Genomic DNA, 15,640 nt, shown 5'->3' on the forward strand with positions numbered 1-15,640 from the left:
TCGCTGGGTAGCTACGTGTGGTCGGGATAAGTGCTGAAAGCATCTAAGCATGAAGCCCCCCTTGAGATGAGATTTCCCTCTGCTTCGAGCAGATAAGATCCCTCAGAGACGATGAGGTTGATAGGTCTGAGGTGGAAGCGTGGTGACACGCGGAGCTGACAGATACTAATGGATCGATGACTTATCTATAAATACTTCGTGAATGATGTTTGATCAATAAATGTTTCCTTATCCAGTTTTGAGGGTTCACCTCAAACTTTATATCGATGTGGTGGTGAAGGCGAAGAGGTCACACCTGTTCCCATGCCGAACACAGCAGTTAAGCTCTTCAGCGCCGATGGTAGTCGGGTTTACCCCCGTGAGAGTAGGACGCTGCCACGTCACACAGAACCTTCAGGATTCTCCTGGAGGTTTTTTTGTATGCTTTTTTATAGCTGCTTGGAGAATCAAAGTATAAGATTCATAGTTTCGGTCATACTAAAGGTATAGGATTCAAATCGCACGGAAAGAAGGGGATAGCGGTGACCAGGAAGGATCAATGCAGCATCTGTGAAAGAGAAACCGACCAAGGATTATATCTATTGAAAATCTATATCTGCGAAGCTTGTGAATCAGAAATCAAGGACACGCCGGCGGATGATCCAAAGTATATGCATTTCGTGAAAAAGATGGCAGAGGCGCAGAAGTCGATGATTCTCTCGTAACCTTTACAAGGATATCGATGTATGTATTTTAGACCCTGAACGCAAAAAAGGATGACGGAAATACTCCGTCATCCTTTTTAATGTTGGAAACGGTCGTTGGATTGCCTGCGGCTTGGAAGTCCGGTAGGGTGTAGAGAGAAGAAAGGATGGAGTACACGTGAATGTGAAATCTACGCCGCTTTACGAGGCATTACAGAAGAATAGAGAGAGAGAACCTATTTCTTTTCATGTTCCCGGACATAAATACGGGAAATTATATAAAGGGATGCATGCTGATTTTCTTGGACTGGATGCGACAGAAATCTCCGGACTGGATGATCTGCATGCCCCGGAAGGCGTCATACGCCAAGCACAGGAGAAGGCTGCTGACTTTTTCGGAAGCGATGAGACGTTCTTTCTCGTTAATGGAACGACTGTGGGGAACCTAGCCCTGCTTTTAACGGTATGCGGTCCGGGAGATGAAATCATTGTGCAGCGCAACTGCCATAAATCCGTGTTGAATGGTATAGAACTGGCAGGGGCAAAGCCGGTATTTATTGCACCTGAATTTGAGGAAGATACAGGACGCTACAGCCGGGTGACACCGGGGTCTATTAAAAACGCATTGGAGCAGTATCCGGAAAGCCGGGCGGTTTTTCTCACTTATCCGGATTATTTCGGACGGGCTTATCCCTTAAGGGAAATCGCCTCCATTATCCACCAAATGGGCATTCCTCTTCTCATCGATGAAGCTCACGGTGTTCATTTCCATTTAGGCTCCCCGTTCCCGGAACCGGCCTTAACAGCGGGAGCAGATGCGGTCGTCCAGTCGGCCCATAAAATGGCGCCGGCGATGACAATGGCCTCTTACCTTCATATTCAAGGCAGGCGCATTTCTTCTTCCCGTCTGCGTCATTATCTGCAGATGCTTCAATCAAGCAGTCCATCCTATCCATTGATGGCGAGTCTTGATCTGGCAAGGGATTATTTACAACAGTGGTCGGAAGAGGATCGAAGAAGGCTGCTGTCATTTATTGAAGAAGTCCGTGCGGTATGGAAAGGTTATCCGGAGCATTGGCGCGTTCATTCCGGCAGTTCGAATGATGATGATTTAAAGATCATTCTGGAGCCTGAGAAGGACACAGGCTTTGCTGTAGCTGATGTGTTGGAAGAGGAAGGGCTGATCCCCGAGATGGCTTCATCGGATCAGGTGCTGCTTGTATTAGGTCTGGAGCCTTATTTTTCCTTGGATAACTTAAAGAAACAACTGGCTTTCGTTGATAACAAATTAAAAAAGATGGGAAACCATGCTACAATAAAGCAAGATCATATTTCGTTTCCACCTATTCAAACATTGGAATGGAGTTATTCAGAGATGAGGGAAAAACCGGCAGTGGTTATGGATTGGAATAAGGCGGAAGGCTGGGTAGCGGCCGAAGCCATTATTCCATATCCACCCGGGATCCCTTTGATTCTTAAAGGGGAACGCCTTTCCAGTACACATATCCAGGCCGTCCACTCTTTATTAAAGAAAGGCGCACGGTTCCAAAACTTAGATATGGCAACAGGGGTGCGAGTGTTTAAAGGAGAATGATTGTGAAGGGATTGTTTGTAACATTTGAAGGCGGCGATGGAGCAGGGAAGTCATCCATGCTGAAAGAAATGGCCGCCGATCTTCGGAGTGAAGGATACCCGGTTATGGAAACCAGGGAGCCGGGCGGGATTCGAATTGCAGAAAAGATTAGGGAAGTGATTCTGAACCCGGACCATACGGAAATGGATGCACGGACAGAGGCCCTGCTTTATGCGGCGGCCCGGAGGCAGCATCTGGTTGAAAAAGTATTCCCTGCGTTAGAGAAAGGGACTATTGTCTTGTGTGACCGTTTTCTCGATTCCAGCCTGGCCTACCAGGGGGCAGCCCGCGGGCTTGGCATGGATGAGGTTTACAAGATCAATGAATTTGCTATTGAGGACTGCATGCCGGATCTGACCCTGCTGTTTCAGATCAGACCGGAAGATGGTCTGGAGAGAATTACGCAGAATAAAGGCCGGGAACAGAATCGTCTCGATCTTGAACATCTTGCTTTTCATAAAAAGGTGCATCAGGCTTATGAGGAGCTCGCTGCACGCTATACCGGGCGTATTCAAGTTATCGATGCCGGGCGGGCGTTTGATGAAGTAAAAAAGGATGCGTCACGGGTGCTGCGCGCGTCCTTACCCTCATAAACCTTCCGCCATTTGTTATAATAGGAGAAAACACCCAAACAGGAGGGCTGTTCTCATGAAAATGATTATTGCGGTCGTCCAGGATAAGGACAGCAGCCGTTTAAACGATGCATTATCCAAAAATGACTATAAAACAACGAAACTGTCGACGACCGGCGGTTTCCTGAGGGAAGGAAATACCACATTTATGATCGGCTGTAACGATGATGATGTGGATAATGCCCTCGATATCATCCGGGAAAACTGCAGTCAGCGCGAACAGATGGTAGCTCCGATTTCCCCAATGGGAGGGAATGCCGATTCCTATATACCAAAGCCTGTAAAAGTGGAAGTCGGCGGAGCGACGGTCTTCATCCTGCCTGTTGATTCTTTTTTCCAGTTTTAAGAAGACGCTATGAAAATCAATCAGGATTTAAGATCAAAGGTCGAAGCACCTGTCAAAAACGCTGAAAAGCCCCCTCGTGGAAACCGGACGTTCGGCACTATGATCCAGTCCCAGACCCAGCAGCTGCATCAGCATCAGCTGAATCAGCTCTTAGAGACCATTACCGCCCAGGGGGAACGTGTCGCCCGCTCCCGTTCTTTCAGTGATCTCGCTAAGTATAAGCGGCTGATCAAGAGTTTCATCAAGGAAGCGGTGCAATACGGAACGAACCTCAATCAGTCCCAGCATTGGAGCCCGAATGGACAGCCGCGCAGGCTCTCGCTCATTGAAACCATCGATGAGCAGCTTCTGGAACTTACGGAAATGGTGATGGATCAGGAGAAGCGTTCGGTCGACCTGCTTGGGCTCATGGGTGAAATGAAAGGTCTGCTGATCAATCTTTACACATAAGGACGGTATGTACATGCAGACGTGGCAGGATATGAAACAATTACAGCCGTTAGCGGCCCAGATGCTGGTCAACAGCTTCAAAAAAGACCGCATCTCCCACGCCTATCTGTTTCAGGGAGACCGCGGCACCGGAAAAAAAGAAATGAGTTTACTATTTGCTAAAAGTATTTTCTGTAAAAACAAAGACGGGGCGGAACCGTGCCAAAACTGCCGGGACTGCCACCGTATTGATTCAGGCAACCATCCGGACCTGCACTGGATCGAGCCGGATGGACAATCCATTAAAAAAGATCAGATCCTTCACCTGCAGAAGGAGTTCACGTATACAGGACTGGAGTCCAACCGTAAGGTATATATCATCGTGGATGCAGAAAAGATGACCGTCAACGCATCGAATCGTCTGCTGAAGTTCCTGGAGGAGCCAAGCCGCCAGACGACAGCGATGCTGTTAACGGAAAGCGGCGCCACGATTCTTGATACCATCCGCTCCAGGTGTCAGCTTCTCGCTTTTCAACCACTTCAAGCGCATGTCATCGAGAAAAAATTAGTTGAAGAAGGCGTTTCCAACTCAAACGCCCGCCTGCTTGCGGCTTTGACGAATAACATGACGGAAGCCCTGGAGATGAATGAGGATGAGTGGTTTGCGAATGCTAGAAAATTAGTGATACAATTAATTGAAGTGCTTCAAAATAAACCAAATGAAGGACTTTTGTTTATCAACCATCAATGGATGCCTCACTTTAAGGAACGCACGCAGCTGCAGCGCGGTCTTGACGTGCTCATGCTCTGGTTTCAGGATATGATCCATCAACTTCTGGACCGGGAAGATTCGATCGTTTTCACTTCAGAGAAAGAGAAACTGAACCAGTCGGTAATGAGGTGGTCACGACAGTCGGCAGCCCGCGGTCTTTCCAGCATTCTTGAGGCAAAAAGAAAGATAAATCAAAATGTCCATCCTAATTTAGTGATGGAACAACTTACCCTTCAACTACAGAGGTGATGATCATATGATCGAAGTTGTAGGTGTCCGATTTAAACAAGCTGGTAAGGTCTACTATTTTGATCCGGGTGGACTGCGCATGACGACGGAGGATTATGTCATTGTTGAGACAGTCCGCGGGATTGAATTCGGAAAAGTTGTCATTGCTAATAAATCCATAGATGAAGAAGATGTGGTGCTGCCTCTTAAGAAAGTGATCCGCATGGCGGATGACAAGGATAAACTCACCGTGGATGAAAACAAGGACAATGCGCAAAAAGCCTACCAGGTTTGTGTGAAAAAAATCCGTGAACATAAATTGGACATGAATCTTGTCGATGTTGAATATACATTTGATCGCAATAAAGTGATCTTTTATTTTACAGCCGATGGACGCGTCGATTTCCGGACACTCGTCAAGGATCTCGCGTCTGTTTTCAAAACGAGAATCGAGCTTAGACAGATCGGTGTCCGTGACGAAGCCAAGATGCTCGGCGGCATCGGCCCCTGCGGAAGAATGCTCTGCTGTTCTACATTCCTCGGGGACTTCGAGCCGGTATCTATTAAAATGGCGAAGGACCAGAATCTATCGCTCAACCCAGCCAAAATTTCAGGCCTGTGCGGCCGTTTGATGTGCTGTCTGAAGTACGAGAATGATGATTATGAAAGTGCGAAAAAAGAGCTTCCGGATCTCGGCGAGAATATATCAACTTCTTATGGGAAAGGCAGAGTGGTCGGTCTCAACATGCTTGAACGCATGGTTCAAGTTGAATTCCGCGAGAAGGAACGTGTATTGGAGTATTCCCTTCAGGAACTGATCGATGAAGGAGTCCTTCAAACCGAAGCCTCAGAATAAAAGGGTGAAATCGACCGTGAACAAGAAAGCCATTTTTGAACAAGTATCCCATTTCGAAAGTCAGATCGGCGAGCTGTATGAACAGCTGGGAGATCTGAAAAAGCAGCTGGCCTACCTATTGGAGGAGAACCAGCATTTATCACTTGAAAATCATCATCTGCGGCAGCGGCTGGAGAAGGAAAATGAGAAACAGGAGACCGCTTCCTCTCCCTCGTCGAAACAGGACAAAGGCACGGTCGTCGGAGAAGGCTATGATAATCTGGCCAGACTCTATGAAGAAGGCTTTCATATTTGCAACCTGCATTTCGGCAGCCCGAGGGACGAGGATTGCTTGTTCTGTCTATCATTTTTGAACAAAAAGAAATAAATCCAGGTCCAGGCCCTTTCCTTGCTTGTTCGAGGAAGGGCTCTCTTTATATCGGGAAGAAAGGAACAGACGGATGGTACAATTGAAAGATGATGAACGAATTGACGATTTATTAGCCAAGGAAGACAGAAGGATTATCCAAAGCCCGAGCGCTTTTGCCTTTTCGCTGGACGCTGTTCTGCTGGCCGACTTTACGTACGTACCGAAGACAAGGGGGAAGATTCTTGACTTGTGTACGGGAAACGGCGTCATACCGCTGTTTCTGTCGACACGCTCTTCCGTACCCATAACCGGAGTGGAAATACAGGAGCGGCTGCATGATATGGCGGTTCGGAATGTGGAATTGAATGGGCTCGATGACCAGCTTCAGATGATCCATGGTGATTTAAAGGAGATGCCGGCTTATTATGGCAACAACAAGTTTGACCTCGTCACCTGTAATCCCCCCTATTTCCCAACACCCAAATCAGATGAGCACAACTTGAATGAATACCTGGCTGTCGCACGCCATGAAATTCACTGTACCCTTGAGGATGTGGTGTCCGCGTGCAGCCGTCTGGCTAAATCCGGAGGCAAGGTATCCATGGTGCACAGACCTGACCGTCTGGTGGAGATTATCGAACGCTTCAGAGCTCACAAACTGGAACCGAAGCGGATGCGGCTCGTTTATCCGAAAGAAGGAAAGGAAGCGAATATTCTTTTGATTGAAGGGGTGCGTGATGGCCGGCCTGGTTTGAAAATCCTTCCGCCTTTATATGCCCTTCAGGAAAGCGGCGGTTACACCGATGAATTGAAGGAAATCTTAAATGGCCGGTAGTCATTATGTCTATATGCTCCGCTGCGGGGACGGCAGCCTTTACACCGGGTATACGAATAACCTCGAAGACCGTCTGCAGAAGCACCGGGAAGGTAAAGGGGCCAAGTATACCAGGGGACGCGGCCCACTCGTGCTGGAAGCGTGGCAGTGTTATGATCAGAAGAAAGAAGCCATGCGGGAGGAATACCGATTAAAACAGCTGGCCAGAACGAAGAAAGAACGATGGATTGCACAGCGGAAGGAGGAAGCTGGTGAAGATTCAAAAGAGCTTTAGTGAACACTCGACAGGTACGCTTTATATTGTCCCTACACCGATCGGGAATCTGGAGGATATGACGTACCGTGCGGTATCCACTTTAAGGACTGCCGATGTGATTGCGGCGGAAGATACCCGGAATACAAGGAAACTGCTGAATCATTTCGATATCCAGACATCGCTGATCAGCTACCATGAACATAATAAGCATACAAAAGGATCCCAGTTGATTGAACACATGCAGGAGGGACAGACGATTGCTCTTGTCAGTGATGCAGGAATGCCGGGAATTTCAGACCCGGGTACGGACCTTGTCGCTGAAGCGGTGGAAGCAGATCTTCCTGTCGTTGTTCTCCCGGGGGCTAATGCGGCGCTCCCTGCCCTGGCCGGATCCGGTTTACCTACGAAGGAATTTTATTTTTGTGGCTTTCTGCCACGTAAAAAGAAAGACCGGGCAGCTGTATTCGGACGCTTGAAACCATATCAAGCGACACTGATTTTCTATGAATCCCCCCATCGTTTGAAGGAAATGCTCTCCCATATGAATGAAGAGCTGGGAGCACGGAGGGCGTCGCTGGTAAGGGAGTTGTCCAAGCGCTTTGAGGAATATGTACGCGGCACCCTCCCTGAACTGGTTCAATGGGCAGATGAGCAGGAAGTACGCGGGGAATTCTGCATTATTGTAGAAGGGTCTTCGGAAGAGGAAAGACAGGAAGAAGCATGGTGGACGGGGATTTCGCTGATTGACCATGTCGAATACTATATCGAGAAAGAAAGCATGAAAAGCAAGCAGGCCATTAAGCAGACGGCCCTGGACAGGGAACTGCCTAAACGGGATGTTTACCAGGCGTATCACGTCAACCAGGATGAATAGATAGAAGAACCCCCTTACTGTCAGGCCTTCACAGTAAGGGGGTTGTTTTTGGAGCATATGTCAGACTGATTATCTCTCTATTCGTTAACCAGTAAGTGTCGTCGTCTTTTGTTTATCTCTTTTTATTTAAGGTTGTCTTGTAGTTCATTAAGAAGCATTTGAGCTCCTTCTTTGCTTAGTACCAAGTTGCCGTTGGCCAGTTTCATGTTGTCGTCTGAAACTTCGCCAGTAATATGACATGTCATATTCGGCTTGTACTTTTTGAGAACGATGCGGTCATCGTCCACGTAAATTTCTAATGCGTCTTTTTCATTGATCCCCAGTGTGCGGCGAAGTTCGATCGGGATAACAACGCGACCAAGCTCGTCCACCTTACGTACAATACCTGTAGATTTCATTTTTCTATCTCCCCTCAATCAAAAGTTTGATCGTCATGTTTCGACATATGTCTCGACATAATAGTACCAACCATTCCCAGACGTGTCAATTACTAAAAAAGGTGCAGAGATTTCCATATCCCTATACGAGGTGAGGTATATAAAATGGGTGGGAGGAGTGAATTCCACAGGCCTGACCTCCTCTTCCCCACTTATATCGGTTCCAAATATGGATAGTTTATCCACTTTGGTTATATATGTTCTATTTTACCATGGTATTTACAGATGTGAAGCACTAATGTGTGCTTCTTTTGACAGTTTTACACAACTTTCGGTATATTTTAATGTTAGGAATGGAAATAAAAGAAATAAATCGATAGAATGATACCATGACCTTTCATGGCGTAAGGATGATTTTTTTTAGGAGGGAACAGGATGCCAGAGGAAAAGAAGACGTTCTATATTACGACACCAATCTATTACCCAAGTGGTAATCTGCATATTGGACATGCCTATACAACGGTGGCCGGCGATGCCATGGCCCGTTACAAACGCCTGCGGGGGTACGACGTAATGTACCTGACAGGGACGGATGAACACGGACAGAAAATCCAGAGGAAAGCCGAGGAGAAAGGGGTTTCCCCACAGGCGTACGTCGATGATATCGTCAGCGGAATCAAACAGCTGTGGGATAAGCTGGATATTACGTATGATGATTTTATCCGTACGACACAGGACCGCCACAAAGTAGTCGTGGAGAAAATCTTCGACTATTTAATGAAAAAAGGGGATATCTATCTCGACGAATATGAAGGCTGGTACTGTACATCCTGTGAGTCTTTCTTTACAGAGCGCCAGCTTGATGACGGGCACTGCCCGGACTGCGGTGGTGAAGTGGAGAAAGTGAAAGAAGAATCCTACTTCTTCAAAATGAGCAATTACGTGGATCAGCTTCTTGAATTTTACGAGAAGAATCCAACGTTCATTCAGCCGGAAAGCCGGAAGAATGAAATGATCAACAACTTCATTAAACCAGGGCTTGAGGATCTGGCGGTTTCCCGGACCACCTTTGATTGGGGAATCGGCGTACCGGGCAATGAAAAACACGTCATTTACGTATGGATTGATGCGTTGAGTAACTACATTACAGCCCTTGGCTACGGTACAGATGATGATACACGCTATCAGAAATACTGGCCGGCTGATGTCCAGCTGGTAGGGAAGGAAATCGTTCGTTTCCATACGATTTACTGGCCGATCATGCTGATGGCGCTTGATCTTCCACTTCCGAAAAAAGTGTTTGCCCACGGGTGGATTCTGATGAAGGACGGCAAGATGTCCAAATCCAAAGGGAACGTCGTCGATCCCGTTCAGCTTAGTGACCGCTACGGCCTTGATGCTCTGCGCTACTATCTGCTTCGTGAAGTACCGTTCGGATCTGATGGTGTCTTCACTCCGGAAGCGTTCGTAGAGCGGACCAATTATGATCTGGCCAATGATCTTGGGAACCTGCTGAACCGTACGGTGGCGATGATCAGCAAATACTTTGATGGACAGATCCCGGCTCTTACACTGGCTGAGGATTCCTTTGATGAAAGTCTGGAGAGTCTTGCCCGTGAAACGCTTGACGGTGTTGAAGAGTCATTGGAAAACATGGAGTTCTCTGTGGCGCTTTCCACTCTGTGGAAATTCATCAGCCGTACGAACAAATACATTGATGAAACGCAGCCATGGGTGCTTGCCAAAGATGAAGCGAAGCGGGAGCGTCTTGGGAATGTCATGGCTCACCTGGCAGAAGCACTCCGCCATACTGCAGTGATGCTGCAGCCGTTCCTGACACAGACTCCGGATCGGATTTTCCAACAGCTTGGCTTGAATGAAGACCGCTTCAAATCATGGGAAAGCCTTGCTGAGTTCGGATTGATTCCAGCAGGAACGACGGTCCAGAAAGATGAGCCGATTTTCCCGCGCCTTGACGCAGAGGAAGAGACGCAGATCATTAAAGATATGATGAAGCAGCCGGCTCCGAAGGAAGAAGAGAAGAAGGAAGCTCCGGCGGCCGACCTTGCTGATGAAGTCACCATTGAAGACTTTGCAAAACTGGATTTCCGTGTAGCGGAAGTTCTGCAGGTGGACAAAGTGAAAAAGGCCGATAAACTGCTGAAAATCCAGCTGGATCTTGGCTTTGAGCAGCGTCAGGTTGTGTCAGGCATTGCCGAGCATTATTCACCGGACGAACTGGTTGGTAAGAAGGTTATCTGCATTGCCAATCTGAAACCCGTGAAGCTGCGCGGAGAATTGTCCCAGGGGATGATTCTTGCCGGCGAAGATAATGGAAAGCTTTCCCTTGCTTCAGTCGATCAGACGTTAAGCAACGGGACAAAAGTGAAATAACCAATGGATAAAAAGGGAAAGCTCTAATCAGCGCTTTCCCTTTTCCAATGAAAAAAAGAAAGGCGGGACAACGATGCTTTTTGATACACACGTTCATTTGAATGCCGATCAATTCGAAGAAGATCTGGAAGAAACGATCCAAAGGGCACGTCAGGCCGGTGTCACTTATATGACTGTCGTCGGTTTTGACAGAAAGACGATTCCTAAGGCACTGGAAATTGCGGAATCTGATGAGAATATTTATGCAGCGGTAGGGTGGCACCCGGTGGACGCCATAGACATGACAGAGGAAGACCTTGCCTGGATTGAAGAGCTGACTTCGCATCCGAAAGTAGTCGCCCTCGGAGAAATGGGGCTCGACTATCACTGGGATAAGTCGCCCGCTGATGTGCAGAAGGAAGTCTTCCGGAAGCAGATCAGGCTTGCTAAAAAAGTCCGCATGCCGATTATCATTCATAACCGGGAAGCGACAGAGGATATCGTGCAGATATTGAAAGAGGAGAATGCAGCGGAAGTCGGCGGGATTATGCACTGTTACAGCGGACCAGTGGAAACGGCCCGGGAATGCATCGACATGAATTTCCTCATCTCCCTGGGCGGACCGGTGACATTTAAAAATGCCAAGCTTCCGAAAGAAGTCGCCAAAGCTGTTGACTTAAAGCATATGCTTGTGGAGACGGACTGTCCATTTCTCGCTCCTCACCCAAATCGAGGCAAACGGAACGAACCGGCTTACGTAAAGCTTGTGGCCGAACAGGTCGCTGAATTGAAGGGGATCTCTTATGAAGAGGTCAGCCGTGTCACGACAGAGAATGCCCTGTCCTTCTTTGGTATTTCCCATTCGTAATGGAGGACTTTGGTCATAATATTACAGGGGAACGACAATTGTATGGGAATTGTAACACAGCTGTTATGTTATTCTTCTGGGCATAAATGCATAATGGAGGAGTCAGTGATCGTCAACTGACTCCTCCATTTTATTTGCAGGGGGATTCGGTTGACATCATTTTGTCACTTGAATACAATGGAACGCGTGCTTTAGAGAGGGGGCCATTAGGATGAATAGAATAGAAATTATAAAAAAAGCTGTCAGTCAAACGACTTTCTGGGCCGTATTATCTGTTGTCCTGGCATCCGCCTTTTTAGTGACCGTTACCTATGAAGCGACAAAAGCTTCTGTGCAGGTGACTCAGAACGGAGAAAAAGAATTGATTCGAACACATGCGGATACTGTAGATGAATTGATGTCTGAGATGGACATTACGGTGCAGCCGCATGATGAACTATCACATAAATTATCTGATTCAGTTGAATACGGTATGGATGTTGAATACATAACATCAAAATCGATTCACCTGGCCATCGATGGCGGGGAACAGAAAGACTATTATACAACGGCAGATACTGTCGGGGAGTTTTTCAAAGAGAATGATCTGGAATTCAAGGAACACGATCAGCTGTCCCATCAATCCGGTGAACGTCTCGCTGATGGCATGAGTATTGAGGTCGCTGAAGCCTTTCAGGTTACCCTGAATGATGGCGGAGACGAAGAAAGTGTATGGACGACGAAGTCCACCGTGGGAGACCTGCTGGATGAACAGAGAATTGAACTCAATGACCTGGATGAACTGAACCTTGATGAAGAGGCTTGGCTGACCGCAGATACACCGCTGGAAATCACGCGGGTGGAAAAGGTCACCGAGATTGTGGAAGAAGAAACGGATTATTCGGTTGAAGTGAAAAAGGACGACTCCCTTCCGAAAGGGGAGCGCAAGGTACTGGAAGACGGGCAGGAAGGTCTTGTGACGAAGGAGTATGAAGTTACGATTGAAAATGGGGAAGAGGTCAGCCGTGAGCTTGTAGAAGAGACGGTGGATCAGGAAAGCCGAAGGGAAATCGTAGCGCTTGGTACAAAAGTGGATGAACCGGATCCTCAGCCGGCCATGACCGCGTCCGCCTCCCAACCGGAAGAAGAGCCTTCATCTTCCGGTAAAGTCGTCCAGACTTCTGCTAAAGTTTCAAAAAGCAGTGAAGAGACAAGCCGTGAAAAAGAATCGAGCCAAACACTGCAGATGCATGCGACCGCCTACACCGCTGAGTGCACGGGCTGCTCCGGCATTACAGCAACAGGGATTGATTTGAACGCAAACCCTGATAAGAAGGTTGTAGCTGTAGATCCGAGCGTTATTCCTCTGGGCAGCCGTGTCTGGGTGGAAGGCTATGGAACTGCCGTTGCAGGTGATACAGGCGGAGCGATCAATGGTAAACGCATTGACCTTCACGTGCCTTCCAAGAGTGAAGCCTACAGCTTTGGTTCAAAAACGGTAAAAGTGAAAATACTGGATTAGTGAAGACAGCAGAGGAACCGTTCCTCTGCTTTTTTCCGTGTATAGACTCGTGGTATGCTAGGGAGAGGTTTATAAACGGACGTGCAGGGAGGATACATCATTGAAAATTAAAGAGGTCATCGTCGTGGAAGGCAGGGACGATACGGCCAAAATAAAACGGGCTGTTGATGCAGATACCATTGAAACGAACGGGTCTGCTATTGATGAAGGTGTGCTGAAACGCATCAAGCATGCGCAGGAGAAACGGGGCGTCATCATTTTTACAGACCCTGACTACCCCGGGGAACGGATCCGGCATATCATTACGCAGCACATTCCGGACTGCAAGCATGCCTTCCTTCCGAAACAGCAGGCCAGAGCCAGGCGGGATAAAGGGATTGGCATTGAGCATGCCTCCATTACAGATATTCAAGCTGCTTTGAGCGTGGTCTACGAATTGATGGATGAAAAGGCGGGCGAAATTTCAAAGCAGGATCTGATTGACCTCGGTTTAATCGGAAGCCCTCATTCGGCTGAGTTACGAGAAAAGTTAGGGATGGATTTAAATATAGGAAAAACCAATGGAAAGCAGCTGCTCCGCCGGTTGAATATGTTTCATATCACCCGCCGACAGCTTGCAGAAAGTATAGATAGAATCAATCAGGAGGAAAGTCATGAACAATAAAGCGGTTGCGACACCATCACGTACAAAGGAAATTCTCGGGAAGTATGGATTTTCGTTCAAGAAAAGCCTCGGACAGAACTTTCTTATCGACGTAAACATTCTGAAAAACATTATTGAAGAGGCGGGTATTCATGAAGAGGCCGGTGCCATTGAAATCGGACCGGGAATCGGAGCCTTGACGGAACAATTGGCGCGTCATGCCGATCGTGTTGTTGCTTTTGAAATCGACCAGCGTCTGCTTCCGATTTTGGAAGATACGCTGAGTGCTTATGACAATGTCCATGTCATCAATCAGGATATTCTCCAAGCTGATGTGGAACAGGTGATCCAGGACCAGTTCAAGCAGGGGCAGCCGGTCAGAGTTGTCGCCAATCTTCCTTATTACATCACGACCCCGATCCTGATGAAGCTGTTGATGAGCCGTCTGCCGATTGACAGCATCACGGTCATGATTCAGAAAGAAGTGGCGGATCGTATGGCCGCTGAACCTAATACGAAAAGCTACGGTTCGTTATCCATTGCTGTCCAGTACTATACAGAAGCGAGCGTGGCTCTGACTGTTCCAAAAACCGTCTTCATGCCGCAGCCGAATGTGGATTCATCTGTCCTCCACCTGGAGATGCGTGACCAGCCTCCGGTACAGGTGGAAGATGAGGACTTTTTCTTTGATGTAGTCAAAGCAACCTTCGGGCAGCGCAGGAAAACGCTGATGAATAACCTTGCCCGTCATTTTAAAGGTCGTATGGATAAAACGGAACTGCGCACCCGTCTGGATGAGGTGGGTATTGATCCTTCCCGCCGCGGGGAGTCGTTGTCGATGGAAGAGTTTGCGGCCCTTGCCAATCGACTGTATAAGTAAAGCACAAAGCCCACCTTTTCACATACACTAATGTAGTGCTTAGAGTAAGGTGGGGTAGAAATGATATCAAATGGAGACCTCGTAACGAGAAAGTCTTATCAGCACGATGTAATCTTCCGTGTGAAGGAGAAATCCTCTTCCATCGTCCAGCTGATGGGCGAGCATATCCGTCTCGAAGCGGATGCCCCGCTTGAGGATGTGGAAGAAGTCACCGGGGCTGAATACCACCGTAGAAAAAGCCGGGTGGAGGAACAGGAAGCTTATTCCTACCGCTTGTTCAGGCAGGATTACCGGCTCTTAAGGGAACAAAGGGAGGCGGACGCAGGGAGCGGCTATGGAACGGAAGAGGAAACGAGCTACTTTCAGATTCCTCCCCGAATCCTTCATATTGATGGGGATCCTTTGTTCTTGAAAAAATGCATTGCCTTATATGAGCAGCTCGGCCTCCAGGTGCACGGGCAGTATCTTCATGAAAAGGAAATGCCTCACCAAGTCCTGCCTCTAATTGAAAAAGTCCATCCGGAAATCGTCGTTTTAACGGGACATGACTCGTATTCGAAAGCGAAGGGCCCGGTCAGGGAACTGGAATCGTACCGCCATTCCAAGTACTTTGTCGAAGCGGTGAGAAACATCAGGCGCAGCTACCCTAATTTCGATCAACTTGTCGTATTTGCAGGGGCCTGTCAGTCCCACTTCGAATCGATTATCCGTGCCGGGGCCAACTTTGCGAGCTCCCCATCCAGGGTGAACATCCACGCCATTGATCCTGTGTATGTAGCCGCCAGAGTGGCATATACGTCGTTCAAGGATCATATAAATATATGGGAGGTTATCCGCAACACCATCAGCGGTCAGGATGGTCTGGGCGGAATCGAGACGAAGGGGCTTCTTCGGATCGGCATCCCCTATACGAAAAATCAGGAAGAAATATAGCCGTTGTTTCCAACAAACAACGGTTATTCATTTTTTTGGATCGCCCATGGCTTACCCACTACTATCCTATCCCGCAGAAATTTCCCATAAAAACTACATACTTTTCCTACTTATGGATAACCTAACCAAGAGTAATTATTTATATCATTCTGTTGCAATGTTTTCGTTCAGT

At 47.8% G+C, this 15,640-nt stretch carries 18 protein-coding genes and 2 rRNA genes; 19 read left to right on the forward strand and 1 reads right to left on the reverse strand.

Annotated elements, in window-relative coordinates:
* From GLV97_RS18250 to rsmI, 13 genes are all read left to right on the forward strand, one after another.
* Positions 1-189, forward strand: a 23S ribosomal RNA gene (locus tag GLV97_RS18250); the annotation flags it as partial.
* A 78-nt stretch (positions 190-267) separates the two neighbouring features.
* Positions 268-381: ribosomal RNA gene (gene rrf / locus GLV97_RS18255) — 5S ribosomal RNA — on the forward strand.
* A 140-nt stretch (positions 382-521) separates the two neighbouring features.
* Positions 522-704 (forward strand): sigma factor G inhibitor Gin, encoded by a 183-nt coding sequence (locus GLV97_RS20190; protein ID WP_160839864.1) that lies wholly within the window; start codon positions 522-524, stop codon positions 702-704.
* Between the two features lie 157 nt (positions 705-861).
* Complete coding sequence (locus GLV97_RS20295) at positions 862-2,277, forward strand: aminotransferase class I/II-fold pyridoxal phosphate-dependent enzyme (protein ID WP_160890272.1); 1,416 nt, start codon at positions 862-864, stop codon at positions 2,275-2,277.
* A gap of 2 nt (positions 2,278-2,279) precedes the next feature.
* Entirely contained in the window at positions 2,280-2,909 is a 630-nt protein-coding gene (tmk, locus tag GLV97_RS18270) for a dTMP kinase (RefSeq protein ID WP_160839866.1), read from the forward strand.
* Positions 2,910-2,964: 55 nt separating this feature from the next.
* Positions 2,965-3,294 carry a cyclic-di-AMP receptor gene (locus tag GLV97_RS18275; RefSeq protein WP_160839867.1) on the forward strand — a complete coding sequence of 110 codons (330 nt, stop codon included), beginning with the start codon at positions 2,965-2,967 and terminating at the stop codon, positions 3,292-3,294.
* A 9-nt stretch (positions 3,295-3,303) separates the two neighbouring features.
* Complete coding sequence (locus tag GLV97_RS18280) at positions 3,304-3,744, forward strand: YaaR family protein (RefSeq protein ID WP_160839868.1); 441 nt, start codon at positions 3,304-3,306, stop codon at positions 3,742-3,744.
* 13 nt (positions 3,745-3,757) lie between these two features.
* A complete protein-coding gene (gene holB / locus GLV97_RS18285) occupies positions 3,758-4,744 on the forward strand; it encodes a DNA polymerase III subunit delta' (RefSeq protein ID WP_160839869.1) in 987 nt (328 codons plus the stop codon).
* 7 nt (positions 4,745-4,751) lie between these two features.
* Positions 4,752-5,579 (forward strand): PSP1 domain-containing protein, encoded by an 828-nt coding sequence (locus tag GLV97_RS18290; protein ID WP_160839870.1) that lies wholly within the window; start codon positions 4,752-4,754, stop codon positions 5,577-5,579.
* A 16-nt stretch (positions 5,580-5,595) separates the two neighbouring features.
* Positions 5,596-5,946 carry a DNA replication initiation control protein YabA gene (gene yabA, locus GLV97_RS18295; protein WP_160839910.1) on the forward strand — a complete coding sequence of 117 codons (351 nt, stop codon included), beginning with the start codon at positions 5,596-5,598 and terminating at the stop codon, positions 5,944-5,946.
* 73 nt (positions 5,947-6,019) lie between these two features.
* Positions 6,020-6,763, forward strand: a complete 744-nt coding sequence (locus tag GLV97_RS18300) for a tRNA1(Val) (adenine(37)-N6)-methyltransferase (RefSeq protein WP_160839871.1) — start codon at positions 6,020-6,022, stop codon at positions 6,761-6,763.
* Positions 6,753-7,037: a GIY-YIG nuclease family protein gene (locus GLV97_RS18305; protein ID WP_160839872.1), complete on the forward strand. Its 285-nt coding sequence runs from the start codon at positions 6,753-6,755 to the stop codon at positions 7,035-7,037. Before GLV97_RS18300 ends, GLV97_RS18305 begins: the two co-directional genes overlap by 11 nt.
* Positions 7,015-7,893, forward strand: a complete 879-nt coding sequence (gene rsmI / locus GLV97_RS18310; RefSeq protein ID WP_337194117.1) for a 16S rRNA (cytidine(1402)-2'-O)-methyltransferase — start codon at positions 7,015-7,017, stop codon at positions 7,891-7,893. Before GLV97_RS18305 ends, rsmI begins: the two co-directional genes overlap by 23 nt.
* A gap of 122 nt (positions 7,894-8,015) precedes the next feature.
* Here the strand turns inward: rsmI and GLV97_RS18315 are convergent, their stop codons facing one another.
* Positions 8,016-8,291, reverse strand: coding sequence for an AbrB/MazE/SpoVT family DNA-binding domain-containing protein (locus GLV97_RS18315; protein WP_027953495.1), 276 nt, complete (start codon positions 8,289-8,291; stop codon positions 8,016-8,018).
* A 414-nt stretch (positions 8,292-8,705) separates the two neighbouring features.
* Between GLV97_RS18315 and metG the strand changes: the two genes are divergently transcribed.
* From metG to yabG, 6 genes are all read left to right on the forward strand, one after another.
* Positions 8,706-10,664 carry a methionine--tRNA ligase gene (gene metG / locus GLV97_RS18320; RefSeq protein ID WP_160839874.1) on the forward strand — a complete coding sequence of 653 codons (1,959 nt, stop codon included), beginning with the start codon at positions 8,706-8,708 and terminating at the stop codon, positions 10,662-10,664.
* A 73-nt stretch (positions 10,665-10,737) separates the two neighbouring features.
* Complete coding sequence (locus tag GLV97_RS18325) at positions 10,738-11,511, forward strand: TatD family hydrolase (protein ID WP_160842428.1); 774 nt, start codon at positions 10,738-10,740, stop codon at positions 11,509-11,511.
* Between the two features lie 211 nt (positions 11,512-11,722).
* A complete protein-coding gene (locus GLV97_RS20195; protein WP_160890273.1) occupies positions 11,723-13,012 on the forward strand; it encodes a G5 and 3D domain-containing protein in 1,290 nt (429 codons plus the stop codon).
* 100 nt (positions 13,013-13,112) lie between these two features.
* Positions 13,113-13,676 carry a ribonuclease M5 gene (gene rnmV / locus GLV97_RS18335; protein ID WP_160839877.1) on the forward strand — a complete coding sequence of 188 codons (564 nt, stop codon included), beginning with the start codon at positions 13,113-13,115 and terminating at the stop codon, positions 13,674-13,676.
* Positions 13,666-14,535 carry a 16S rRNA (adenine(1518)-N(6)/adenine(1519)-N(6))-dimethyltransferase RsmA gene (gene rsmA / locus GLV97_RS18340; RefSeq protein ID WP_160839878.1) on the forward strand — a complete coding sequence of 290 codons (870 nt, stop codon included), beginning with the start codon at positions 13,666-13,668 and terminating at the stop codon, positions 14,533-14,535. Before rnmV ends, rsmA begins: the two co-directional genes overlap by 11 nt.
* A 60-nt stretch (positions 14,536-14,595) precedes the next feature.
* Positions 14,596-15,468: a sporulation peptidase YabG gene (yabG, locus tag GLV97_RS18345; protein WP_160839879.1), complete on the forward strand. Its 873-nt coding sequence runs from the start codon at positions 14,596-14,598 to the stop codon at positions 15,466-15,468.
* The last annotated feature ends 172 nt before the right edge of the window (positions 15,469-15,640 follow it).

The organism is Halobacillus litoralis (assembly GCF_009856355.1).
Classification (GTDB): Bacteria; Bacillota; Bacilli; order Bacillales; family Halobacillaceae; genus Halobacillus; species Halobacillus litoralis_B.

What these genes read in the sequence shown, in the direction of transcription:
- metG (WP_160839874.1), top strand. Translation starts at nt 8,706, where the DNA reads ATGCCAGAGGAAAAGAAGACGTTCTATATTACGACACCAATCTATTAC.
- GLV97_RS18305 (WP_160839872.1), top strand. Translation starts at nt 6,753, where the DNA reads ATGGCCGGTAGTCATTATGTCTATATGCTCCGCTGCGGGGACGGCAGC.
- GLV97_RS18290 (WP_160839870.1), top strand. Translation starts at nt 4,752, where the DNA reads ATGATCGAAGTTGTAGGTGTCCGATTTAAACAAGCTGGTAAGGTCTAC.
- yabG (WP_160839879.1), top strand. Translation starts at nt 14,596, where the DNA reads ATGATATCAAATGGAGACCTCGTAACGAGAAAGTCTTATCAGCACGAT.
- GLV97_RS18300 (WP_160839871.1), top strand. Translation starts at nt 6,020, where the DNA reads ATGGTACAATTGAAAGATGATGAACGAATTGACGATTTATTAGCCAAG.
- GLV97_RS18280 (WP_160839868.1), top strand. Translation starts at nt 3,304, where the DNA reads ATGAAAATCAATCAGGATTTAAGATCAAAGGTCGAAGCACCTGTCAAA.
- GLV97_RS20195 (WP_160890273.1), top strand. Translation starts at nt 11,723, where the DNA reads ATGAATAGAATAGAAATTATAAAAAAAGCTGTCAGTCAAACGACTTTC.
- holB (WP_160839869.1), top strand. Translation starts at nt 3,758, where the DNA reads ATGCAGACGTGGCAGGATATGAAACAATTACAGCCGTTAGCGGCCCAG.
- GLV97_RS18275 (WP_160839867.1), top strand. Translation starts at nt 2,965, where the DNA reads ATGAAAATGATTATTGCGGTCGTCCAGGATAAGGACAGCAGCCGTTTA.
- rsmA (WP_160839878.1), top strand. Translation starts at nt 13,666, where the DNA reads ATGAACAATAAAGCGGTTGCGACACCATCACGTACAAAGGAAATTCTC.
- GLV97_RS18315 (WP_027953495.1), bottom strand. Translation starts at nt 8,291, where the DNA reads ATGAAATCTACAGGTATTGTACGTAAGGTGGACGAGCTTGGTCGCGTT.
- GLV97_RS18325 (WP_160842428.1), top strand. Translation starts at nt 10,738, where the DNA reads ATGCTTTTTGATACACACGTTCATTTGAATGCCGATCAATTCGAAGAA.